The organism is Acidobacteriota bacterium (assembly GCA_019347945.1).
Lineage (GTDB): Bacteria > Acidobacteriota > Thermoanaerobaculia > Gp7-AA8 > JAHWKK01 > JAHWKK01.
The window spans coordinates 51,629-75,083 of sequence record JAHWKK010000017.1 but is presented as its reverse complement, the minus strand read 5'-3'; the positions used below and the strand labels follow the sequence as shown (position 1 = coordinate 75,083).

The window sequence follows — 23,455 nt, the reverse complement described above, 5'->3', positions numbered from 1 at the left end:
GGGGCCCCACGGGATACCTCCCACCCGCCCCCCGGCGCGCCCAAACAAACTCACAAACCGTCACACAACCCCCCCCGATAAATTTGTGGGTGGTGGGGGGGGGGGGGGGGGGGGGGGTTTTTAGTGGAAAAAACCCCCCCAATTACAAAAAAAAACACATTTTGGTGGTTTTATCTTACAATTTCCACCCCCGACCCCGTCCTGCTAGAAGCCGCCCGACATGTACTTCCACTGGACGATCTTGTCATTGATCTCGCGGAGCCGGCGGCTGATCATCCTGCAGAGCAGATTGAGGAACTGGAGCGACGCATGCGGATCCATCCCGAGGATCTCCTCGAGCGTCGCCCGATCGATGGACAGCACCGTCGCGGGAACTTCATGCGCCTTCGCATCGGCTGAGCGCGGCTGATCGTCGATCAGCGCCATCTCGCCGAAGAAATCGCCGCGATCGAGAACCGCGAGAGCTTCCTCACCGACCCCCGGGATGAACTTCGAGATCCGGACGCGTCCGTCGAGAACGATGTAGAGCTTGTCGCCACGATCCCCCTCACGGAAGATCACCGACCCGGACTGGAACTTCTCCTCCGCGGAGAACGTCGCGAGGAGCTTCATCTCTGCTGCCGAAAGCCCTCGCTCCCTGAAAAGATCCACCTTGTCCTCGGAGCGAATTTGTACGTGCTGCCCTTCACTCTTGGTCTCGATCTTTCTGCGCGACTTCGAGCCGGCGTCTTCCTGGAAGAACAATTTGAGCTGTTCGTTGGCGTCGCGAACCTTGACCGTGAGCGATCGCCAGAACGCCCAGTGGAGACCCACGGCGAGCGACTTGTCCTCTTCCATCAGCCGGTCGAGCGCGGTGAAGGAGAAAGCAGCGCAGCTGCTCGCCATCGTCGCCACGCCGTCGGAGGATCGCTCGGTCCGGTCGATGAAGTTCATCTCCCCGACGATCTCGCCTTCGATGAGACGCGCGAGGTGCTGCGGTCCGAATGGCGTCTCCTTCTGGATGTTGAGCGACCCGCTCAGGATGACGTAGAAGTCCATCGAGTGATCGCCCTCTTTGAAGAGCGCCGCACCCTCCTCGAGCTCCTCGACCTTGACGAATCGGGAGAGGCGCAGAATCTGATCGTCCTTGAAGTGGCGGAAGACCTGGAGCTCGCGGAGCCGGTTGGCGACGGCCATCGTGCTCGCCCTCCGCGCCTCCTCCCTCGAGATTTTCTTCGTGATCTGACCGAGAACCTCCTCGGTATCGCCCGCGAAGAGATTCTCCTTCTTGAGCTCGAGCCTCTCGGTATTCAACCTGAGGGCTTCGACGCGGTCGTTGATACGCTCGTTCAGGTCCCGGCTCTCGAGACCGAGAATCCTCTTGAGCGTATTGATCATGCGCCGGATCGGTTCGGCAGATTCTCCCTTCTGATCGGTCGACAGGAGAAACGCGTCGATGAACGCTCCGAGAGAGGCGTCGAACTGCTGGCTTTCGAAGTGGATCCGTCCCGCGAGCTCGGCGAGTGAGCGGTCGAACGGATTGAGTTTTCGCGCCTGGTTCACCTCCGTAAGAGCGAGATCCCAGGCGGCGGTCGAATAGTAGAGGCGGGCGAGCAGCTCGTACGGCCGGAACCCGTTCGGCGTCTTGATCTTCGCGATCTCGAGAAGTTCGACCGCCTTGGTCGTCTGATCCTTTTCGAGGTAGTACTGGGCGAGACCGACGTACTGCGCGGCGTCGATCTCGTCGCGGGCTCGCTCCTCGACGAGCTTGCCGCGAAACCGCTCGCTCCGACGGTTCTCGGCCCTCTCCCGAAGCTCCTTCGCGCGGATGAGGTGAATTCTCGTCTCGACGGAGCCGGGTCGCAGCTTCGCGGCCATCTCGAACAGATGGATCGCCTCGTCGAACATCTCCTGTTCGACGTAGCGTTTGCCGATCAGCTCGAGAGTTCTCGGATCGACCGCTGTCGATGTCGCGCTTTCAGCCACCCTCTCCTCTGCCGGTCCCGCAACCGGTCGCTGAATTATAGTGGAGCGGGAGGTACCGAGTGAGGATCACCGCCATCGCATCGCTGTTCGCCGCCGCATCCATCTGCACTTTCGGAATCGCAGCCGGAGAGATCCGTCCCGCCGGGGTGGAATCCCTCGAGTCATTCGCGAGACTCGCGCTCGACTGCGTTCACCGGGAGTATCCGAACAAGATCGCACACGTGCTCGACTCCGATGCTGACGTGCTTCCTCCGCGTAAACTGACGCCCGCGTTTTTCGGATGCTTCGACTGGCACTCGTCGGTTCACGGGCACTGGCTGCTCGCCCGGGTTGCCCGATCGGAGCCGGAACGGGAGCACCGGCAAACGATCACTGACGCGCTTCTGAAGAGCATCACCGAGGCGAATGTCGAGACCGAAACCGCATACATCCTGCGAGAGGGGCGGGAGAGCTTCGAGCGACCGTACGGCCTCGCCTGGCTCCTTCAGCTCGCCATGGAATTGAGGGAGTGGGAGCAACCGCCCGGTCCGCAGCTCGCCCGAACGATCCGGCCGCTCGAACGGGCCGCGATCGAGCGGATCTCCGAGTGGTTGCCGAAGCTGGCGTATCCGATCCGGACCGGCGAGCACAGCCAGACCGCGTTCGCCTTCGGACTGATCCTCGATTATGCGCGGTCGGCAGGCGACACCGAGCTCGAGGAGCTTCTGATCGCGACCACACGGCGGCTCTACGACGCCGATGCCGGCTGCCCGCTGGGATGGGAGCCGTCCGGACAGGACTTTCTCTCCCCCTGTCTCGCCGAGGCGGATCTGATGCGGAGGGTCATGAGCTCCGCCGAGTACGCGGCCTGGCTCGGGGCCTTTCTCCCGCAGATTCCCCGTTCGGCGACCGCCGGCTGGCTTCCCCTCGGCGTAGTGACCGACCGGAGCGACGGCAAGCTGGCCCATCTCGACGGGCTCAATCTGAGCCGTGCATGGATGCTCGAAGGCATCGCCTCGGGTCTGCCGGCGGACGATCCCCGAAAGCCGGCGCTCGAGGCCGCGGCCCGCGCGCACGCCGAATCGGCTCTCCAGGCGGTCTCGGCTGAGCACTATGCCGGAGGCCACTGGCTCGGAAGCTTCGCGACGTACCTCGTGACCCGCCGCGGCATCGAACAGCCCCGGGAGTGATCAAGGTCGTCTCTCGCCACTGATCCCTGGATCCAAAGGCATGCTCTCTGCACCGCGGCTGGGCATGAACAAGCGAGCGATTTCGATCATGGCCAGCGCAATTCTCGTCAGTCTTCTCATCTCCTGCGGAGGCAACGTCGCGCCGACTCGACAGATCGACGATGCGATCCTCGCGAGCGAGGTCCGGGACGCGCTCAGAGCAGACAGCGAGCTGAGCCGTTACCAGTTCGCCATCAACGTCACCGGCAGGAACGTGGTGCTCATGGGTACGGTGAACCTCGCGTCCCATCGAGATCGTGCGGAAGCGATCACCCGCAGCATCGCCGGAGTCGAGACCGTGGAGAACAGGATCGAGGTCAGGCGCTGATGTGGGCAGCCGTCGCTGCTTTTCTCCTGGTCTGGCTGGTCGGGTTGCTGATGAGCATGACCTTCGGAGGGCTCATCCACATTCTCCCTCTCCTGGCCGTGATCCTGGCATTGTGGGCGCTCTACACACGAAAGAAACGCCGTTCGGCACGCTATTGAGCGTAGAATGGAGCTCGAAATGGAAGAAAACAGAGAAACCGCCGACCAGAACGAAGAACCGAAGAGCCGCGTCGCCAGCTTTCGCGAACGCGCAAAATCGGTCGACGTCGGCTCGATGACCGACCGGGTTCGGACTTACGTTCGCGAGAGTCCGGGCAAGGCTCTTCTGATCTCCGTCGCCACCGGATTTCTCATCGGCATTCTTCTGCGCAGCGACAGCGACGACGAGGAGTGAACATGGCTGATACCGATCGAGAGTACGAGGACTTCGAAAGTTCCGCCGGAGGACTCGACTTCGATGATGACGAACAAGAGGCACCTCGCCGGAAAAACCGGAAAAAATCGACGCGCGACCTCGGTGGTACGTTCGCCGAGGGCGGTCCTCAGGCGGTCCTCGAGGAGCTCGAGAACATGCTGCCGGAATCGTGGAAGGAGCACGTTTCGAGTTTCCCTCTTCTCTCCGTCGCTCTCGGGGCCGGGGTCGGGATTTTCCTCGGTATGAAGAAGGGCGACGAGATCATCTCGGCGGGCTCGGCAATGGTATCGACCGCCGCAGCAGCCCACATCGCCCAGATGATGGGCAACTCGGAAGACGACTGATTCGTAACTGACCCTTGCTTCACGGCTCACCTTCCCCCAGAATTCCATTGTGACCCAGGCGAACCAGGGCGTCCTCGAGCTGGAGACCGACACCCGCTACTATGACCTGGAGGCGATCGCCGAACAGGTTCGTCGGGAGTATTTTCGGAACGTCATTCCGGTCGCCGTCCGATGGGGGCGACGCCCCGGTCGCTCCCGCCGTGCCTCGATCCGCCTCGGCTCGTACGACCCCGACCTGCAATCGATCACCGTTCATCCATATCTCGACACCCCTGCCGTCCCGGTTTGGTTCATCCAGTCGGTGATTCATCACGAATACCTCCACCACATCCTCGGCCACGCTCACAACGGCCGGTTCCGGAGGCACGAGCGGCGGTTCCGCTTTCATCGCGAGGCGATCGAATGGCTCAGAGTCAACCTGATGCCGCTGCTCGGGAGACGAAGAATCCCTCTGTCGAGGAGAATCGCGCGCGTAGCCTCTGACGAGCAGATCTCGCTCTTCTGAATGAGGATCCTCCTGCTCGCAAACCCTGCCGCGGGGCGAGGAAGAGCGAAGTCGGAAACCGCTCGCGCCGCGGAGTACCTCGAGAAGGAAGCCGAAGTCGTCGTCCGCGTCACGAGAAGCGAGCAGGAGCTCGCGGAGAGCGCCGCCGAGGCCTCGCAGGAGGGGTGGGATCGCATCGTTTCCTGCGGCGGGGATGGAACGCTCCACCACGTCGTTCGCGGTCTCGATCTCTCGAAAGCGACCCTCGGGATTCTGCCGCTGGGATCGGGAAACGACTTCGCGACCGTCCTCGGAATTCCGCGATCGACCCGGGAGGCGTGTGAGGTCCTCCTTCGAGGCACGACGATCACCACCGACCTCGGCACGGCCAACGGACGCCGATTTCTCGGGGTAGCCGGTCTCGGGTTCGACTCGATCGTTGCGCGGTATGCGAGAGATCATGCCCGGTTCCTTCGGGGCTCGGCGGTCTACGTCTATTCGACACTCCGAGTCCTTCCGTCGTTCAGGCCGCGGAAGGTCGTCATGGAGACGGAGGGCCGGCGCGAGGATATGAGGATCATGTTCGTCGCCATCGGAAACACGGATCGCTACGGCGGCGGAGTCAGAATCTCTCCGGGAGCAGACATCCACGATGGAAAGCTCGACGCCTGCATCATTCACGAGTGTTCACGGTGGCAACTGCTGAAGGCGTTTCCAGGAGCCTATCGGGGGGAGCATCTCGGATACGATTTCGTCGAGCAGCGCCGGGCTGAAAGGTTCATGTTCGACTCCCCCGAGAAGCTCGAGATATTCGCGGACGGTGAGCTCCTCACGACCACCCCGGTCGAGCTCTCGGTCGGTCCCGAGAAGCTCCGGGTCGTCGCACCCCCTGCCCGCTGATTCAGCGATCCCCACCAATGGCGACCGGTGAATTTCGGAGCGGGTGTTAAACCCCCGGGGGTTTCCGACGTATGTGCTGCAAAGGAGGCTACCCGATGAAACTCGCCCGACCCTCGTTGCTCCTTCTGCTCATTTCGCTCCTTGCGAACGCGGCATCCGCGAAAACCTGGGAAAAAACTTTCGACCAGACGTGGCATGCCCGTGAAGGCGCTCGACTGATCGTCGAAAACGAGAACGGCTCCATCCACGTCGCTTCGTGGGACCGTGACGAGATTCGCGTCAAAGCCATTCTGGGGCTGGACGCGCGGGACGACGAGGATGGGCAACAGGCGTTCGATTCCCTCAGAGTCCGGGTGCGGGAGAGCGCGGACAGTCTCGAGATCGGCGTCGAGCGGCCACGCGAAAAAAGTGGCTTCCTGAGCTGGTTCTTCGGAGATTCGTATGACTCGGAGGTTCAGTTCGAAGTGATGGTCCCGCGACGGTACGACGTCAGCGCATCGACCGTGAACGGGCGGGTCGAAGCGAGATCGCTCCATGGTGATCTGAGATTCGACACGATCAACGGGAGGATCAACGTGAGCGGATCCTCCGGCTCGGTGAGCGCCGATTCGGTCAACGGGAGGATCGAGGTCGAGCTCGTTTCGGTCGATCCGGGCGCGTCCATGAAGTTCGGAACCGTCAACGGACGCGTCCGGCTGAGCCTGCCGGCCTATGCGCGGGTGACTCTCGATGCGTCGACGACCAATGGCAGCATCGACACCGAGATCCCGGTTGCGACGCGCAAGTTCTCGCGCAACCGCCTTCAGGGCGATCTAAACGGCGGAGGCGCGATGGTGCGGATCCAGACGGTCAACGGCGGGGTCGACATCCTCAGTAACTGACTGAGGCTGTTTTGCGACGGGCGGAGTTGTGATTTCGAGCCGCGGAAGTACATTCAGACCAAGCGAAGCGCCGACCGAACTGCCGGTTCATCTAGAAGCCGCCGAAGGTCGGCGAAGGATCTGGGGGAAGGTCGTGAATCGACGTGACGAACTTATCCAGCGTTGTCTCACGAGCCGCCGCCCAGATCCTTCGCCCGCGCTTCGCCGGGCTCAGGATGACGAATGTTCCATCGCGCAAAGCGTTGCTCGCGCTTCGCCGGGCTCAGGATGACGAATGTTCGAACGGTTTCGGATCACGTCTCAGCTTCCAACCCCGCTTCGTTCCGGCCGGCAGTGAGCTTGTGGCGCTCCTCCGGGGGGACCGGTGAGAGCTCATCGCGGCGCCGTTGAAGATCACCACGGACGCGCTGCTTGAACACGTCATGCGGCACCTCGCCGTAACCCATCTGCGAGCGGTAGTCACCGATCTCGAGCATCTCGAGCCGCAGCCTGACAGCTTTGAAGAGGCCTACGCGCCATTCGCCGGGCGCCTGAACGTGATGAAGCCCGCCGCTGTAAGCGATGACAAGCGGCCCGGAATCGATCTCCGCGAGAATGTCCGCTATACCGCCTCTCACGGTCATCGGCTTGCCGTTCGAGTCGAGTCCGTTCCGCCGCATCATCCGCCCCTCCGGAAGGATGAACACCATCGAATCGTCGCCGATGCGCGAGAGCACGGCATGCCACGTCTGATCGCGCTCGCGCGTGATTGAAACCACATGCCGCGCAATCGTCCGGAAGAGCAACCCCACGATCGGGCGCCTGAGAGTCTTTTCGGCCGCCGGTACGACCCCATGGGCGGCGATCCGCCACATCAGCCTCGAGGGCACTCCCGCCGCGAAGACCGGCTCGAAAAGGCTCGTGTGATTCAGAAACGCGATCAGACGAATCCCCCGCCACGGGTCGTCCGGTGCCTCGCCGACCCAGTCGGTCTCCACGCGGTAGAACACGAGGCTCAGGAGCCGAACAAGCGAGAGCACCGCGAAGACCATGAGGCTGCGCACGAGCGGGAGATTACAGGCACGGAAGGGGCGATTCAACTGGTAACGTCGCCTCCGCAACCGGGCCGAGTTGGCCCCCCGGGCCGCCACCAGTTCCCATTTCTGCCCGGCTTCGTTAACCGATCCGTAACTGGCCGCCCCGGAACAACATCGAGCATGATGCGGTTGACGACCCCGCAACTGAATTCCTTCGAAAGGGACATCAACCGATGAGAACTTCAACAATCCGAGGAATCGTATTTCTGGCCGTGGCGCTGCTGACGGCGGCCCCGATGGTCGGAGAAACTGTCCGCGAAACGGAATTCAGCGTTCAGCTTGCTCCTGCCTGCACCGGAGCGAAGAAGCAGGTTCAGAACGTCGATTCTCCCAGCGGCCCGATCGTCAATGTCACTTACATCGCGCAGGGGAGCGATGGAATCTGCATCGTCGGCTACAGTGAGCTGACCGGACCGATCACCGAGCCCGAGAGGATGATCGACAGCGGTCGCGATTCCCTGATGAACGAGCTCGCCACGAGCATCGAAATGGAAGAATCGACCGATGATGGTGATCTGGTCGGACGAACCATCCGGTACTCCGGCGGAGCCGCCCGCCCGCTCTATGGCAGGACCGACTTCGTCGTTGCGGACGATCGTCTCTATCAGGTCGTCTTCATCGGATTCAGCGGCGAGTCTCGCAACGCGGCGGAGGAGAGCTCCTTCTTCAACTCCTTCAACGTGAAGGCTCCGGAGCCGGAACCCGAGCCGGAGCATGCCTCGAACGAAGTCGCCTCGACGGCCACCGATCCCAACTGACACAGGGCTGGAATCGGCGCGACGGCCGCCTTTCGATCGGATACACCTTCATTCGAGGGCGCGACGTCCGTGCCGCGTCGAGTCGATCACGATTTCCCCGGGCAGAATTCTTCCCTCGATCCTGACGTGCGCCTCGGCCGGGGAGAGTCCCTGATGCCTGGCCCCGGCATCGATCACGAATCTCGTACTCTTTCCCTTCCGCGAATAGTCGGCCTGGAGAATATTGTCTCCCGAGGTCTCGTCGATGGTCGCCGAGTCGGTCTCCGCCATTCCGGCGGCAGCCGCCTCTGCCGCGTTCTCCGCCATGACTTTCACGATCACCGATGAACGGTACCGCTGGACGCTCCGGATCAACTCCGCCTGTTCGCGATAGATCATCAGAATCAGGCCGAAGTAGAGAATCGCGACGAAGAGGACCGCAACGACGATGAAACCCCCTTCATCTCGGACGCGGCTGGAAGATCCGGTCATAGATCAGATCGCCTCCTTCCGAGGTCAGCCTCATCCGCAAACCCATTCGATCCTCGACGATCTCTTCAGCGCTGATCGTGATCGCCGGCAATCCTCTCGCCGTCCAGCGGCTTCGCTCGACGCCACTCTCGAGCTCGATCCGCCTCGCCAGACCCGGCTGGGTGAAATCCCACACCACGACCGCACCCGCCTCCCGCTCGACGAGTAACACCTCCGCCGTCTGCGACCACTCCTTGATCGTCTTCGGGTACCGGCGGGAATCGAGCACGTCGCGCCCGAATCGCTCCAGCAGAACCGGGACCTCGGGATGTTTGAGCAGCTCGGCGCGAACATCGGCATCCACCCGGATCAGCTCGACGTAGAGGCCGGTCACCATCGTGAGAAGCACCGAGAAGATGGCCAGAACGATGATCATCTCCAGGAGCGTCCACCCTTCGGAGCTCCGAGCTCTCACCACAACGGCCCCCTCCCGGTTTCCGCCCTGTAGACATCGAGCGATGCCCGCCGCTCGCCCCACATGACCTCGAGCGTGAGAACCTTCAGATTCGGAAGCTTTTCCTCCACCGTGATGACCGTCGTCGCATCCAGACCATCAAGGATCTCGAGATCACTCTCGAACGGGAGCTCCGCGCCGTCGGGAAGCGAATGCCATGGTGTAAACCGCCGGATCTCCGCTTCGTTCTCGATCGCCTGCCAGACCCGGAGCTGCTCGGTCGCCGCGACGGTGCCGTCCTTTCTGACCAGCAGCACCAGAATGGTGGTCAGCAGCACAAACGAGAGGATCGCCAGGGCGACCAGCACCTCGATCAGCGTGAATCCCTCGCTCGGGCGATCCCGCGGCGCCTGCTTCAACGGTTCGATCCTTTGCGACACATCGGTCATAATCCTAACTCTCGTGGCGCAACGGCGCCGGATACTCGATGAAAAGCGAAATCGAAGCCGCGATGGAAGCGGCCCGCGCCGGGTCCGAAATCCTGATGAGCTACTGGCAGAAGCTCGGCCAGGCAGACGCAGATCTCAAGGGACGGAACGACTGGGTTTCGGCGGCTGATCGCGAGTCCGAGGATGCCATTCGCAAAATACTCGGGGGCCACTTCCCGGACGATGCTTTCGTCTGCGAGGAGAGCGGGCTCACGGGAGGCGTCGACGGAACCGAGCAGCGCGAGTGGGTCATCGATCCTCTCGATGGAACCTCCAACTATCTCCGCCACTTTCCCTTCTGGTGCACCTCGATCGGCCTCCGCTCGAAAGGGGAGCTCCTCGCGGGGGTGATCTACCGCCCACTCGACGACGAATGGTTCGTCGCCGAAGCCGGATCCGGAGCCTTCCGCAACGGCGAACGGATGCAGGTCACGTCGCAACCGGGACTCGAGGGCGCCTTTCTGGCGACCGGCTTTCCGTTCCGCGCCCAGCGTCACCTCACCACCTACACCGCAATCTTCAAGGACGTCATCGCCACCGCAAAGGGTGTCCGGCGCGCCGGTTCCGCAGCGCTCGACCTCGCCTATACCGCTGCCGGCATATTCGACGGCTTTTTCGAGCTCAATCTCGCGCCGTGGGACATCGCTGCGGGCGCGCTTCTCGTCCTCGAGGCCGGCGGAACCGTCTCCGACTTTTCCGGGGGCGGCCGCTTCTGGACCCGCGGCAACATTGTCGGCGCACCCGCCGCGGTTCATGCGGATCTTCTTGCTCTGATCGAGCGGCATACCAGCGAGGACGTTCTCGACCCTTGAGCCGCAAACTCCGGCGCTCCGACTACTCGATCGAGACCGTTGCGCTTGCCCGGTCGCTTCTCGGGTGCACGCTGCATCACGAAACCGCGAACGGACCGCTCGCCGGCGTCATCGTCGAGACCGAAGCCTACCTTGGTGCGAACGATCCCGCGAGTCATGCGCGGCGGGGACTCCGCTCGAAGAGAAACGAGTCGATGTACCTCAGGGTCGGCCATGCCTATGTCTACTTCACCTACGGCATGCACTACTGCATGAACGTCGTCGCCGGGGAGGAAGGGATCCCCGAAGCGGTGCTGATCCGGGCGGTCGAGCCGTTCGAAGGGGTCGAGCGAATGCGACAAAACCGTCCGGCGGCCAGACGCGACCGGGATCTGACCAACGGTCCCGGGAAGCTGTGTGCCGCCATGGAGATTGATCGCGATCTGGACGGCGTCGATCTCACGAGGAATCTACTCTGGATCACGAAGCCTTCGAGTCCCGTCGACGAATCCTCGATCGGCGTGTCGACCCGCATCGGGATCGAAGGAAGCGGAGAGGCGGCTCACTGGCCCCTGCGGTTTTTTCTGCGCGACAACGAGTTCGTATCGCGTCATCGACGGAGAAAAGAGTGAAGAGTGAAGCCCGGCTCAGCGGAGCGCTGGAGCGAAGCGGAAGAGGCGCCAGCCGTTGGGGGTCGGGGCTCCAGCCCCGACTCGCGCGGGGCTCCAGCCCCCCGCAAGCATGCTTCCGCCAGAAAGAAACACACGCATTCAACGCGTCCGGAACACGAAACGTTCAGCGTTCACGACGTCGATCAGCTGCGTCTCCGGCCTGCGGGAGGCCGGAGCCCCCCGCGAGTCGGCTCTGGAGAGCCGACCCCCACTTGTGACCCAACCCTCAGTTTGGGTTCGGTTCGGGTTCGGGGCCCCCACCGTCACGAATGGCGACCGATGGGGAAAGAGAGAAAGATAGCCTCGAGCGCGTCAGCTCTGCCGGAGCATGGTCAGACGCAGCAGATCGAGGGCTGACTGTACCGAGAGGTGCTTCACGCGATTCCGCGGCGGAGGGAGCATCAGCTTCCGGTGCTCGACGTGATCCTGCTTCGCTACCGCGATGTGAACGGTTCCGACGGGCTTCTGCTTGGTTCCTCCGGAAGGCCCCGCGATTCCCGTGATTCCGATGCCGAACGTCGAGCCGTACCGGATTCGCACCTGTTCGGCCATTGCGATTGCGACCTCCGAGGAGACCTCGCCGTGCTCGTCGAGAATCTTCGGTGAGATTCCGAGGAGCTCCTCTTTCGCTTTCCTGGAGTAGGCGACGAGCGAGCCGAGAAAATACTGGCTGCTTCCACTGACGTCGGTCACTCGCGAGCCGAACAACCCCCCCGTGCACGATTCCGCCGCGGCAAGCGTCGCGCTCCGGACCACGAGCATCCTGCCGACAACGGTCTCGAGGTTGTCATCGTCGACGCCGTAAACCCGCTCTCCGAAGATTTCCCTGATCTCGTTCTCCCGCGAGGTCAGCTCCGCATAGGCGTGGTCCGGAAGCCCGCGGGCGACGAGATGAATCTGAGTCTCGTTGCGGGTCGCAAGAATCGTCGGCACCTCGCCCTCGTGCCGCTCGTAATACGGCCGCATCAGCTGCTCCACGGCGGACTCCCCCATTCCGGCGATGTGAATGGATCGCCGAAAAGTCCCCTGGTTGCCAGGAAAACGCTCGTCGAGCCATGGCGAGAGATCGTCCTCGAGCATCCCTTCGAGCTCGGTGGGTACCCCCGGAAGGATCCAGAGGTGCAACTGTCGTCCGTCATGATCGAGGTTCAGGTGGAAGCCCGGCGCCGTCCCCCGTGGATTCCGGATTGTCCGGTGACCCCTGAAGGTCAGCGCCTGCTTCGAGTTGACCTCCGGCATTTCCATTCCGCGGTCCGCGAATCGTCGCTTCAGGGAGGCGAGAATCCCCGCGTCGGACTCCAGCTCCAGATCGAACGCCTTCGCTACGGCATCGCGGGTCAGATCGTCCTCGGTCGGTCCCAGCCCGCCCGTCATGACGATCACGTCGAATTCGGCGGCCGCCGCCCTCAGAACGTTCACGATGTCCTCGAGATCGTCGCCGACGACGGTCTTGCGGGTAATCGAGAGCGCGCGCCGCTCGAACGCCCGTGTGACCGCCAGAGAATTCGTATCGACCCGGTCGGGACCGAGAAGCTCCGTTCCCACGACGATCACAGCGACTTTCATCGGACTTCCTTCTCCACGGTCAACTCGTCCCAGCGGCGGTAGAGATCCTGGAGCTCCTTCCGGTGCTGCAGATTCGTCGCCTGTATCTCCCGCACCCTCTGTCCATCCTCGTAGACCTCCGGATCGCAGAGAGCTTCATCGTTGGCGACGCATTCAGCCTCGAGCTGCTCGATTCGCTTTTCGAGCTCGCCGATCTCGGCCCGCGAGCTCTTCCCGGATTCGCGACGCCGAGGCTCTTCGCGCGGTGCGCGCGTCTGTTCTACGGTGTTCTCCTTCACTGCCATGTCAGCTTGCCTCGTCAGTTTCTCGACCACTTCGGTGTAGTTTCCGTAGTGGAGATCGACCTCGCCGTCCTCGACCAGCAGCACCATCTCCGCCACACGGTCGACGAAGTAGCGATCGTGCGACACGACGATCAGCACGCCCGTGAACGCCTCGAGCGCTTCCTCGAGCGATTCGCGCGTGAAGACATCGAGATGATTCGTCGGCTCGTCCAGCAGCAGGACGTTGCCCGCCTCGAACATGATCTTTGCCAGCGCGAGGCGCCCCTTTTCACCGCCGGACAGCGCCGAAACCTTCTTGAAGACGTCATCCCCCTGAAAAGAGAACCGCGCGACATAACTTCGGACCTGCTCCTCGGTCTGGCGGTGGTCGAGGTCCCAGATCTCGTCGAGAACTGTCTTGTCGAGTGCCAGATCGTCGAGGGTCTGGTCGTAGTAGCCGAGCGAGATCCCGGAACCGAGCCGCACTTCCCCCTCGACCGGCTCGAGACGCCCGGCGAGCGTTTTCAGAAGCGTCGATTTTCCGGCGCCGTTCGGCCCGAGGATCGCGTATCGCTCTCCACGTCGGACGAGGAGATCGAGCGGCCCCGCCACCGGCGTTCCGTTGCGACCGACCACCAGCTTCTCGATCGACATCGCGACGGCGGACGAACGGGGTCCGGCGTCGAGATCGAACTTCGCATACGTCTCGTCAGACTCCGGCCTGTCGACTCGATCCATCCGCGCGAGCAGTTTCCTGCGTGACTTCGCCTGCTTGGTCTTCTGCCCGGCGATGTTCCGCCGGATGAACTCCTCGGTGCGCTCGATGTACGCCTGCTGCTGTTCCCACTCGGCGAAAAGCTGCTCCATCCTCGCCTCTCTCTGCGCGATGAAGCGATCGTAGTTTCCGGTGTACTCGATGAGCCGGCCGTTCGTCAGCTCCACGATCCGGGAGACCGTCCGGTTAAGAAAGGTACGGTCGTGTGAAACGAGCAGGAACGCCTTGTCGTAGCCTGCGAGAAAGGACTCGAGGAACTCGATTCCGCGAAGGTCGAGGTGGTTGGTCGGCTCGTCGAGCAGAAGCAGATCGACTTCGCTTAGAAGCATCCGCGCGAGCATCGCCCGGTTCTGCTGTCCTCCACTGAACTGGGTGACCGGGCGGTTCCACTCATCCTCGAGGAATCCAACACCCGTCAGCACCCGCTCGACCTCCGCATGAATTCCGTAGCCGTCCTTGTGCTCGTAGTCGTGCTGATGCTTCGCGTAGCGGTCGAGCAGCCGCCCCTGTTCTTCGGTATCGCTCGCCTCCGCGAGCTGTTCTTCCATCGCGCGCATCTTCTGCTCGATCGCCAGGATCTCGCCGAACGCACCGAGCGTGAAGTCGAAGAGGCTCGTACCACGATCGGCCTCGAGGTGCTGATGGAGGATCCCGATCCTCAGCCCGGACGCCGTGATGACGCGCCCCCGGTCGGCCTCTTCCCTGCCGGTGAGAATCCGGAAAAGGGTCGACTTGCCGGCGCCGTTGCGGCCGACCAGCCCGATCCGTTCTCCCGGATTCATCTGCCAGGTGACGTCCCGCAGGACCTCCTGGACTCCATAGGATTTCGAGAGGTTTTCAGCTCTGAATAGCATTCGAGTTTCCGTTTACGTGGGTTCGGGCTCGATCTTACGAATCCCGCGAAGAGACACACAAGACCGGCTGCATTCAATATTCCACGCCTTCCCTACGCAACGCAGTTCGGCTATCGTCTCGTACCAATGCGTCTCGCAGTCAATATCGATCACATCGCGACCATCCGGCAGGCACGCCAGGCCGACGAGCCGGATCCGGTTGCCGCGGCGATTCTCTGCGAGCTCGCCGGCGCGCATGGGATCACCGTTCATCTCAGAGGCGACCGGCGGCACATTCAGGATCGGGACGTCGAGGTTCTGCGCCGCGTCGTGCTTACGAAGCTCAACGTCGAGATGGCGGCGACCCGCGAGATGGTCCGGGTCGCGCAGAGTCTCAAACCGCATCAGGTGACTCTCGTGCCGGAAAGAACCGACGAGATCACGACCGAAGGCGGCCTCGACGTCTCTTTTCACACGGGCAATCTCCAGCAGATCGTCTCAGAGCTCGTCGGCTCCGGAATCAGGGTCGCGATCTTCGTCGATCCGAACCTCGAGCAGATTCGAGGCTGTCACAAGATCGGCGTCAACCGCATCGAGATCAATACGGGAAAGTATGCGGACTCCTGGAATGGCCCCGGCCGCCACGACGAGATCGGCAAGATCGAGACGGCGGCGAAGGCCGCGACGAAGCTCGGGATGAAGGTCTACGGAGGCCACGGCCTCACCTATCGCAACGTCCAGCCGATCGTGAAGATCGAAGAGATCGAGGAGCTCAACATTGGGCATTCGATCATTGCCCGATCGGCTCTGGTCGGCATCGAGCGGGCGGTCTCCGAGATGCTGGTCCTGCTCGGCGTCAGGCGGTAGGAAGAGAAGAGTGAAGAGTGAAGGGTGAAGAGTGAAGAGTGAAAGAAGCACTCGTCATTCTGAGCAAGTGACCGGCGCCTTGCGCCGGTGAAACGGAAATGACACCCGTGAGTACAGAAACAACCGCACTCGCATACTCAAGCCGACGTCATCCTGAGCGGGCGGTCGGCGGGCAGGCGAAGGACCTCGCAGGTTGGGACATCACCCCAAGCGAAGCGCTGCAAGAGGGCCAAAGTCCAACAATTTCGTGGTCGTTTCATTAGGAGCCGGCGAAGCGCGGCGAAGAACAGTGAGCTGAAATGTTTCATCGCGCAAGCTCGTGTCGGTGCGGCTCGGCAGGCGCCTCGCTCTCCCGATGGTACTGAAGCAAAGGATCTCCGGTCTTTACCCTTCTTTCACTCTTCACTCTTTTTTTTCACTCTTCACTCTTCACTCTTCACTCTTCTCTTCACGGATAGTAGCCGGCAGCCGCCCGGACCTCTGCGCCGTCGACCCTGATCTCGACGGGGCGCCAGTCCCGGTCGCCGTCCGGCGCTTCGGGATAAAAGCCGAGCAGATACTGGGAGCGAAGATCGCGCTGAATCTCTTCGTAGATCGAGCTGAGCTGCCCGAGGTCATCGAAAAACCACGCCCGGCCTCCGGTTGCCTCCGCGAGCGAGCGGAGCCGCATCTGGACATCCAGTTGCGTCACCGGAATCCCGATGCCGAGCACGTAGATCGGAACGGCCGATCTCCTCGAGTACTCGAGCGCCTGATCCCAAGCGAACTTCGACGCATTGTCGCGTCCGTCCGAGAGGAGGATCAGAGCCTTCTGTCCGTCGACCCCGTGGAAGTTGTAGAGCGACTCGACGATCGCGTCGTGCAGCGCGGTCTTCGATTCCGGCCGGATCGCTGCGAGCGCCCACGCGAGCGATCGGGAGTCGCTCGTCCAGTCGACCGGCTTCCACACCTGCCGGTCGAACGTCACGACGAATGCCCGGTCCGCGGGCGTCAGGACCGAATCGAGAAAGTGGCTCGCCGCGTCGCGCACCCGGTCGATCTTCCCTTCCATCGAAGCCGAGGTATCGATGGCGAGTCCCACCGAGAGCGGCTGGTTCGTCAGCTTCTCGAACTTCGTGATCTCGACTACGTTCCCCGCCTCGGTGACGTGAAAGGCATCCCGATCGAGGTCCGTCTCGACTCTTCCCGCCCGAGTGACCGTGGCGATCAGCTCGACGAAGCGAACGTCGATCGCGAGCACTCCGCCCGGCGGTGGATTCAGCACCACGACGTCTTCGGTGGTCGATTCTCCCGTGTCCCGCGCGACCGCCTTCAGGATGTGAATGCCGGGGCCATCGATCTCCGCGTAAAAAACGAAGGGGGCCTCTTTCAGGACTCCGGCGCTCACGTCGTCGACGAAGAGCTCGACCTCCCTCAGCTCTCGCGCTTTCGGAACGGTCGTCTCGACCTCGACCCTGATCCTGCCGTCCAGATCCTTCCCGTAGCGGGGCGAAGCGATCCGGACTCGGAAAGGATCGACCCCGAGGTTGATGGGAAGCTCGTCGATTCCGAGAATCTCGCCGTCGGAATCACGCGCGACCGCTTTCACCGTCCGCTGTCGCGGGACCGGTCCGATCGCGACCTCGAGACCGAACGGGCGCACCCGCTTGGTCCCCTGCGAGACGCCGTCCACGAAAAACTCGACGCTGGCGACCTCCGGCGTCGTCACAGCCTCGAATACCTGGTTCCCCGTCAGAATCCCGCGCGTCTCGCCAGCCAGCCGGATGTACGGAGCGGCACTCTCTTCGACGACGTTGCTCCCGGGCCCCGCTTCCGCGGAAACCTCGGGCACCTCGATCGCGCTCCGCGAGATCCCGGCGCCGCCGCTTCCGGCATCGGCGACCTTCGTTCTCAATTCGTAGAATCCCGGCCTGAGATGACGCTCGACCACGAGTCGCATCGGCTCATCGGACTCCCCCTCGATCTCGAAACGCGCCTCGTACCGGTCGAAGAGATCCCCATCCTTCATGATCTCCCCTGTCACGTTCGCCCGTCTGAAATCACGCTCTCCGACCCGGAGAGGAGAAAAGGCGCTCGCCGGGACCGTCGTCTCGATTCGCACGATCGTCCGCGTTCCGCGACGACCCGGAAAGTCGACATCGACATCGACCTCGAACGCCGACCCTCCCTTCGGCTCGATCACCATTCCCTTCAGCAGGCGATCGATCGAGTCCTCGTCGATCGGGTCCGGCTGAAAGTTCCTGAAGATCGTGTGGCCGCTCATTCGAGTCTGCCCGATCGCCGAGAGGAGAACGTCGCCGCCAATGCATCGGGTCACCAGAGGCGGATCGGTGAACAACCCGTTCTGGTGAGCGTAGAAAACTTTTCGGACACCTTCCCTCTCCCCTTCGGGGCTGAGTAACTGCAGGAGTGCCTCGTCCTCCTGCCCCATGGCGTGCCAGAGCCGGAAGTCCCCGGGCCATCCGAGAAAGACGAGCAGGTCGTCCGTGAGCGAGTCGTGATACTCCCAGACGTGGATCGGGCGCAGATATCTACAGGTCTCGATCTCGTGAATCGCCGCCGGCTCGCCACGGATCAGATAAATCCGAGCCCGGTCGGTGTCGACGTGCCGGAAACGCTGCTCGACCACCGCCAGACGCGCGTAGTACCGGTCCCTATAGGTTCCGGGAGTGAGCCCTTCTATATCCCGACGCCGCCAGAACTCGTCGATGAAAAGATCCCGCTGGCCGTCGGATTCGAGCAGCAGAAAGAGGTCCCGCTCTCTCCTCGTGATGATGGGGTTGACGTCCTCGAGAAACTGTCGGTACTCCTCGGAGAGAGCGTCGAGTCTCTCGCGACGCTCTTTCCGGCTGAGCTCGGGAAGCTCGTCCGGGGTCGCGGCCGACGCCGGCAGTGCAGTCGCGACGAGCAAGACCGCCAGCGCGAGCGCCATCGCTGCAGGAGCGGATCGTGAAAATCGATTCGACCTCACTGCCGATCCCAACGTCCGCCCGGCGCTTCAAACTTCCGGAGCGGGAACTGTCGAGCTTCATCGCGCGCGCTGCTCACGGATAGTATCCGGCGACCGTCCGCGCCTTCCCCTCGCTCGCTTTCACTTCGACTCGCCGGAATCCGCCGTCATTGATCGCTTCCTCGCTCGGATAAAACCCGAGGACGTACTGGCTGCGAAGCTCCTCTTCGATCTTGTCGTAGATGTCGGAGAGGTCGCCGACCTCCTTGATGAACCACGAATCCCCTCCGGTCTCTCGTGAGATCCGCTTGACGACTGATCGTACCTTGTGGTCCCGCGGGTCGAACCCGACCGCGATCACGTATACGGGAACCCGGATACGGCGTGCGAACTCGAGGGTCTGTTCGAGCGAAAAGTAGGAGGCGGTATCCGCTCCATCGGTCAGGAGGATGAGAGCCTTCTGTCCTTCGAGTCCCTGGAAGTTGTAGAGCGAGGCGACCAGCGCGTCGTAGAGCGCAGTCATGTCCTCGGCTTTCAGCGTCGACAGGCCGGCGTTCAGACCGGCGAGGTTCTCGGTCCACGGCTGAGTCACTTCCACCCGATCGTTGAACGCAACGACGAAGGCCTTGTCTCCGCGCTCGAGCACCCGGTCGAGAAATGAGGCCGCCACTCTCAGCACGTCATTCATCCGGGTAGTCATCGATCCCGAGATGTCGACGGCGAGACCGATGGAGAGAGGAAGGTCACGAACGTATTCGAATTTCTCGATCGATCGCGGAGAGCCTTCCTCCCGAAGCGAAAAATCGTCGACCGTGAGGTCGCGCACGAGACGTCCCGATCGGACGACCGTGACGGGAAGCTGGACGAGCCGGACGTCGACCTGCTCGATCAGATGGGGCGCGTTCAGGAAAACGACGTCCTCGGCCGCGGTCCCGAAGTCGTCAGCGAGGACGGCTTTCGCCCGGAGATACCCGATCTTCGGTACCGGTCCCAGGTCGACCTTCTGAACGAAAGTCGGCTCGAAACCGGAGGCGATGTGCCGGTCGTTCAGGTAGAGCTCGACCCGGTCGAGCCGCTTTCCCTGCGGAACGTCCACCTCGACTTCCGCGCGCACCTCGCCAGTGACACCCTCGGAAATACGCGGCGAAACGATGTGCACACGGAACGGAACCATCCCGGCATTCAGCACGATCTCGTCACCCGCGATGATCCGGCCGGAGTCGTCCCGGGCCGTGACGCGAACCTTGCGCATCGTCGGCAGCTCACCGAGGTTGAGCTCGAGCGTGTACGGGGGCTGGCGACGGGTCATGACCTTCTTTCCATCGAGCTCGAACTCGACGGCGGCGACGTCGTCTCCCGTGACGACGGTATCGAATCTCTGCGGTCCGTAGAGAAAGCCCGGACCCGGTGGTATCAGTCGCACACGCGTCTCGCCGGCGCGATACTCCTGCTCGTACAGCGCGATCCGCTCGTTCCGCTGGCCATCCCACCCGGACTCCGGAGACTCCGCCGCGGGGATGTAAGGCACTTCAATTTCCCCCCGGCTGACGAACGTCGTCCCTCGCTTTTCTTTCGCCACGATCTGGTACGTGTAGTCGTCGGGCGCGAGAATCCGCTCGAAGCTCGCCCGGATCGAATCCCCCGAGTCGAAGCTGTAGACGTAGCGAAACCGGTCGACCGGTTCGCCGCGCCGCGCAACCGTTCCGGCGACTTCGATGCCGTATCCTTCGGCGGCATCTTCGTCATCATGCGCGAGGAGATCGGTCGGAATCTCGAGTGTCCACTCGACGCTGGTTCGCGATCCGACCTTTCCGGGAAATGTGACCGAGGCGGGGATCGGTGTTCCCGCGGCCTCTTCGGCCGAGACCCGGCTCGCGGCACTTTTCCGTTCGACAGTGCGACGTTCGAGAAGATCTTCGACGAGCTCGAGGTCGGCAGCGAGCGCTCGCGTGACGGCGGCCGCCCCTCCGCACTTTTCGATGACGGCGGGCTCTCCCGGAATCCCGTCGAAAACGGGGAGAGCTCCGAGACTCTTTCCCTTCTCCGTCAGCAGGACGGCGCGCGGGTCATCCGCTCCGTACCGTCCCCGCTTTTCTTCGGCCGGCAGATAGGCGGTCGGCCCCTCCGGTGTGAGGTAGAGGAGCACAGCCGTTTTCCGGTCGGTCCACTCCCACACCTCCATCGGGATCGTCCACGGAGGACAGTTCAGAGTCGTTCGCCGGTCGGGAAGCCCTACGAGAAGCGCGAGTGTTGCCGCGTCACCGGCTTCGGAGAGATTCCCGAGAACCGACTCCGCCCGACGATGCCGGCTCGAGAGCTCCTTCGCCGAAACGCCCCACCGGGTGTGAAGCCGCAGAATCCATCCATCGCGCTCCGACTCGTCGAGTCCGAGAAACTCATCCTGTTCGGCCGGCGTGAGAATGGGCATCAGCGTCTTCCACTCTTCGACACGCGCCGGAGAGAGGGACGCGATCGCCGCGGCTCGTTCGCTGCTGGTCAACTTCTTTACACCCGCTGAGTCGATCGAAGAGATCTTCTCGCTTTGCGGGTCCTTCTGGTTGGCAGCCAGCGGGACCGACAAAGCCGCGACGACGATCATGGCCGTGAGGCCCTTCATCATGGGTAGTATCCCTGGATCGACCTGACCTCGCCTCCCTCGACCGCAACCCTCACGTGACGCCACGGACCCCCCGACTCGACCTCGTCAGGTGGATAGAATCCGAGAATGTACTGCGATCGGAGCTCGCGCTCGATGTCGCGGTAGATCGATTCGATCTCCTCGATTCCCTCGATGAACCATGCACGACCGCCGGTGGCCGAAGCCAGACCCGCGAGCTTCCCCCTCGAATCCCGTTCGACAATCGGAATCCCGATCCCGATCACGTAAACCGGGAGCGCCGAGCGACGTGCGTACTCGAGCATCTGCGAGTACTCGAACTTCGAGGAAGTGTCGGCGCCATCCGACAGCACGACCAGCGCCTTCTGACCGCCGACTCCCTGGAACGAGTAGAGCGCGTAGACGATCGCGTCGTGCAGCGCGGTCGGGCCTTCCGCCCTCAGCGAGGCGAGACTCCGCGCGAGCTCCTGCTGATCGGAGGTGAAGTTGGTGGCTATGACGGGAACGCTGGAGAACCCGATGAGGAATGCTCGGTCCCGGGGGCGGAGCACGCTCCGGAGGAACCCGGCGGCCGCGGTCTGCGTCTCGTTCATTCGAGCCTCCATCGAGGCGGAGGAGTCGACTGCGAGTCCGATCGAGAGGGGAACGTCACGGACGTACTCGAACTTCGCGATCTCGACGGGAGAACCCTCGTCGTAGATCGTGAACGCCTCCTTCGGCAGATCGTGGACCGGCCGGCCGTTTCGGAGAACCGTCGCCGGGAGCTCGACCAGATGGACTTCGATCTCGGTCAGGTTCGGCGGGCGATTGAGAAAGACCACATCCTCGGCTTTCTCTCCATTCTCGCCGTCGAGCGTGGCGACTGCGCGGAGATAGCCGAAGTCGAGACCTTCGGGAACGTCGACTATGTGCACGAAAGGGCGGTCGTAGAGCGTCGCCACCCGGTCCTCGTTCACATAGAGCTCGACCGAGGCGACCGACCGTCCCCGCGGCGTCTCGACGTCGACCGCCATCCGCATCGGCCCCGAGGCTCTGGCGGTGATCCGCGGCGACTCGATATGCACGCGATACGGGTCGATACCAGTATTGAGCACGATCTCGTCCCCGGCGAGAAGATCGTCGTTCGCGTCGTACCCGACGACCTTCAGCCGGCGTGTCAGCGGGACGGGACCGAGGTCGAGCTCGAGCGTATAGGGGGGCTCACGCTTGGTCATGATCTTCCGGTCATCGAGCCAGAACTCGACGTGATCGACCCCCTCTCCCGACACCACCGTATCGATCTGCAGCAGCCCCGTCAGAATCCCTTCGGCCGGCGGAAGGATCCGAAGGGAGACATCTCCGGAGAACAGCTGTTGCTGCAACTCGTCCAGCTTCCGCGCCGACGTCCGCTGATCGGCCGTCAGCTCCACTTCCTCTTTGACTTCCGGGACTTCGAGTACGCTCTCGAGAATCCCCTCCCCGGCGCCGTTGATGTCGATGATCTTCAGCCGCACCGTATACGTTCCCGGGCGGAGGAAACGCTCGACGGAAAGTGGAATCCGCGAGGTGACTCCCTCCCCCGGATAGTCGAAGCGGTACCGGAAGTTCTCGAAGAGACTCCCGTTCCGGATCACTTCACCGATCAGATCGATGTTGTAGAAGAGATTCCCGCCGAGATCCTTGACGTTCACCTCTGCCGGGTCGATGTCGGTGTTCAGCCTCACGACGGTCCGCGTACCGCGGCGTGCCGGATACTCGACCTCGAGCTTCGAATCGATGACCGGGGCATCCGGATTGAGAATGACCGTCGTCCGCATCGTTCGGGCGGCGAACTCGACATCAACCTCCGGACGTTCGTAGATTCGCGTGAATCTGTCGCGGTTCGACAGCCCCCAGCCAATCGCGGCACCGATGATCTCTCCCTTCGTGCACTCCCGCTGGAAGCCCATCCCTCCCCCTCCCCTGTGCTCCGCGTCCAGCGACCTGAGATCCTCGATACCGTCGCGGCCGAACATCGGAATCCAGAGCCGGTAGTCGGCACCAATACGGGGAAGGTAGAAGAGAAACAGAACGTCCGATCCGATTCCCTCCAGATAGGGGTAGTACCAGATGTCGAGCGGCTGAAAGTACTGATCACAGGTCCGGATGTCCCACGTCTCCGCCGGCCGGCCGTGAATGAGAAGAATCTTCGCCCTGTCGGAGCTCAGATAGCGAAACTTGTTGCGGGCCTCCTGCAGAAGCTCCCGGTACTCCTCTTCGTACTCGTTTCGAGCCGTGCGCGGATCAGTATCCCTGACGATCCAGAACTGCTCGATGAAAAAGTCGCGCTGAGCATCCGATTCGAGCCGCAGAAAGGAATCGGTTTCGGCGGGCGTGATGATCGGTTCCACCTC

22 protein-coding genes are annotated in these 23,455 nt (G+C 62.6%); 12 read left to right on the top strand and 10 right to left on the bottom strand.

Annotation, left to right across the window (positions count from 1 at the left end):
* Nucleotides 1-204: 204 nt before the first annotated feature.
* Nucleotides 205-1,965 carry a cyclic nucleotide-binding domain-containing protein gene (locus KY459_11760; GenBank protein MBW3565392.1) on the bottom strand — a complete coding sequence of 587 codons (1,761 nt, stop codon included), beginning with the start codon at nt 1,963-1,965 and terminating at the stop codon, nt 205-207.
* 74 nt (nt 1,966-2,039) lie between these two features.
* On the opposite strand from KY459_11760, the gene KY459_11755 reads away from it, so the two are divergent.
* From KY459_11755 to KY459_11720, 8 genes are all read left to right on the top strand, one after another.
* Nucleotides 2,040-3,134 carry a DUF2891 domain-containing protein gene (locus KY459_11755; GenBank protein ID MBW3565391.1) on the top strand — a complete coding sequence of 365 codons (1,095 nt, stop codon included), beginning with the start codon at nt 2,040-2,042 and terminating at the stop codon, nt 3,132-3,134.
* A 40-nt stretch (nt 3,135-3,174) separates the two neighbouring features.
* Entirely contained in the window at nt 3,175-3,501 is a 327-nt protein-coding gene (locus tag KY459_11750) for a BON domain-containing protein (GenBank protein ID MBW3565390.1), read from the top strand.
* Nucleotides 3,501-3,659 (top strand): hypothetical protein, encoded by a 159-nt coding sequence (locus tag KY459_11745; protein MBW3565389.1) that lies wholly within the window; start codon nt 3,501-3,503, stop codon nt 3,657-3,659. Before KY459_11750 ends, KY459_11745 begins: the two co-directional genes overlap by 1 nt.
* 19 nt (nt 3,660-3,678) lie before the next feature.
* Entirely contained in the window at nt 3,679-3,894 is a 216-nt protein-coding gene (locus KY459_11740) for a DUF883 C-terminal domain-containing protein (GenBank protein MBW3565388.1), read from the top strand.
* Nucleotides 3,895-3,896: 2 nt separating this feature from the next.
* The gene (locus KY459_11735) at nt 3,897-4,259 is read left to right on the top strand and encodes a hypothetical protein (GenBank protein MBW3565387.1); all 363 of its coding nucleotides are present in this window, start codon (nt 3,897-3,899) and stop codon (nt 4,257-4,259) included.
* A gap of 49 nt (nt 4,260-4,308) precedes the next feature.
* Nucleotides 4,309-4,764: a hypothetical protein gene (locus KY459_11730; GenBank protein ID MBW3565386.1), complete on the top strand. Its 456-nt coding sequence runs from the start codon at nt 4,309-4,311 to the stop codon at nt 4,762-4,764.
* A complete protein-coding gene (locus KY459_11725; protein MBW3565385.1) occupies nt 4,765-5,643 on the top strand; it encodes a diacylglycerol kinase family lipid kinase in 879 nt (292 codons plus the stop codon). It begins immediately after the preceding gene.
* Between the two features lie 95 nt (nt 5,644-5,738).
* Complete coding sequence (locus KY459_11720; GenBank protein MBW3565384.1) at nt 5,739-6,524, top strand: DUF4097 family beta strand repeat protein; 786 nt, start codon at nt 5,739-5,741, stop codon at nt 6,522-6,524.
* 293 nt (nt 6,525-6,817) lie between these two features.
* Here KY459_11720 and KY459_11715 read toward each other — a convergent pair whose 3' ends face one another.
* Nucleotides 6,818-7,567 (bottom strand): hypothetical protein, encoded by a 750-nt coding sequence (locus KY459_11715; GenBank protein MBW3565383.1) that lies wholly within the window; start codon nt 7,565-7,567, stop codon nt 6,818-6,820.
* A 206-nt stretch (nt 7,568-7,773) separates the two neighbouring features.
* Here KY459_11715 and KY459_11710 point away from each other — a divergent pair, with 206 nt between their 5' ends.
* Entirely contained in the window at nt 7,774-8,358 is a 585-nt protein-coding gene (locus KY459_11710; GenBank protein MBW3565382.1) for a hypothetical protein, read from the top strand.
* A gap of 48 nt (nt 8,359-8,406) precedes the next feature.
* Here KY459_11710 and KY459_11705 read toward each other — a convergent pair whose 3' ends face one another.
* The 3 genes from KY459_11705 to KY459_11695 are packed head-to-tail and all read right to left on the bottom strand — an operon-like array spanning nt 8,407 to nt 9,681.
* Nucleotides 8,407-8,829: a hypothetical protein gene (locus tag KY459_11705; GenBank protein ID MBW3565381.1), complete on the bottom strand. Its 423-nt coding sequence runs from the start codon at nt 8,827-8,829 to the stop codon at nt 8,407-8,409.
* On the bottom strand, nt 8,798-9,283 hold the full coding sequence (locus tag KY459_11700; protein MBW3565380.1) for a type II secretion system GspH family protein: 486 nt from the start codon (nt 9,281-9,283) through the stop codon (nt 8,798-8,800). The genes KY459_11705 and KY459_11700 overlap by 32 nt, the downstream gene beginning before the upstream one ends.
* Nucleotides 9,280-9,681: a prepilin-type N-terminal cleavage/methylation domain-containing protein gene (locus KY459_11695; GenBank protein ID MBW3565379.1), complete on the bottom strand. Its 402-nt coding sequence runs from the start codon at nt 9,679-9,681 to the stop codon at nt 9,280-9,282. Before KY459_11695 ends, KY459_11700 begins: the two co-directional genes overlap by 4 nt.
* A 68-nt stretch (nt 9,682-9,749) precedes the next feature.
* Between KY459_11695 and KY459_11690 the strand changes: the two genes are divergently transcribed.
* Together KY459_11690 and KY459_11685 are read left to right on the top strand one after the other, a co-directional pair.
* Entirely contained in the window at nt 9,750-10,562 is an 813-nt protein-coding gene (locus KY459_11690) for an inositol monophosphatase (protein MBW3565378.1), read from the top strand.
* The gene (locus tag KY459_11685) at nt 10,559-11,173 is read left to right on the top strand and encodes a DNA-3-methyladenine glycosylase (GenBank protein ID MBW3565377.1); all 615 of its coding nucleotides are present in this window, start codon (nt 10,559-10,561) and stop codon (nt 11,171-11,173) included. Before KY459_11690 ends, KY459_11685 begins: the two co-directional genes overlap by 4 nt.
* Nucleotides 11,174-11,524: 351 nt before the next feature.
* Here KY459_11685 and KY459_11680 read toward each other — a convergent pair whose 3' ends face one another.
* Both KY459_11680 and KY459_11675 read right to left on the bottom strand, forming a co-directional pair.
* Nucleotides 11,525-12,778, bottom strand: coding sequence for a CinA family nicotinamide mononucleotide deamidase-related protein (locus KY459_11680; protein MBW3565376.1), 1,254 nt, complete (start codon nt 12,776-12,778; stop codon nt 11,525-11,527).
* A complete protein-coding gene (locus KY459_11675) occupies nt 12,775-14,670 on the bottom strand; it encodes an ABC-F family ATP-binding cassette domain-containing protein (GenBank protein MBW3565375.1) in 1,896 nt (631 codons plus the stop codon). The genes KY459_11680 and KY459_11675 overlap by 4 nt, the downstream gene beginning before the upstream one ends.
* A 126-nt stretch (nt 14,671-14,796) precedes the next feature.
* Here KY459_11675 and KY459_11670 point away from each other — a divergent pair, with 126 nt between their 5' ends.
* Nucleotides 14,797-15,516, top strand: a complete 720-nt coding sequence (locus KY459_11670; GenBank protein ID MBW3565374.1) for a pyridoxine 5'-phosphate synthase — start codon at nt 14,797-14,799, stop codon at nt 15,514-15,516.
* A gap of 448 nt (nt 15,517-15,964) precedes the next feature.
* Here KY459_11670 and KY459_11665 read toward each other — a convergent pair whose 3' ends face one another.
* The 3 genes from KY459_11665 to KY459_11655 form a co-directional block, all read right to left on the bottom strand.
* Nucleotides 15,965-18,448: a VWA domain-containing protein gene (locus KY459_11665; GenBank protein MBW3565373.1), complete on the bottom strand. Its 2,484-nt coding sequence runs from the start codon at nt 18,446-18,448 to the stop codon at nt 15,965-15,967.
* Nucleotides 18,449-18,560: 112 nt separating this feature from the next.
* Nucleotides 18,561-21,083 carry a VWA domain-containing protein gene (locus KY459_11660; protein MBW3565372.1) on the bottom strand — a complete coding sequence of 841 codons (2,523 nt, stop codon included), beginning with the start codon at nt 21,081-21,083 and terminating at the stop codon, nt 18,561-18,563.
* Nucleotides 21,083-23,452: a VWA domain-containing protein gene (locus tag KY459_11655; protein ID MBW3565371.1), complete on the bottom strand. Its 2,370-nt coding sequence runs from the start codon at nt 23,450-23,452 to the stop codon at nt 21,083-21,085. Before KY459_11655 ends, KY459_11660 begins: the two co-directional genes overlap by 1 nt.
* Nucleotides 23,453-23,455 lie beyond the last annotated feature (3 nt).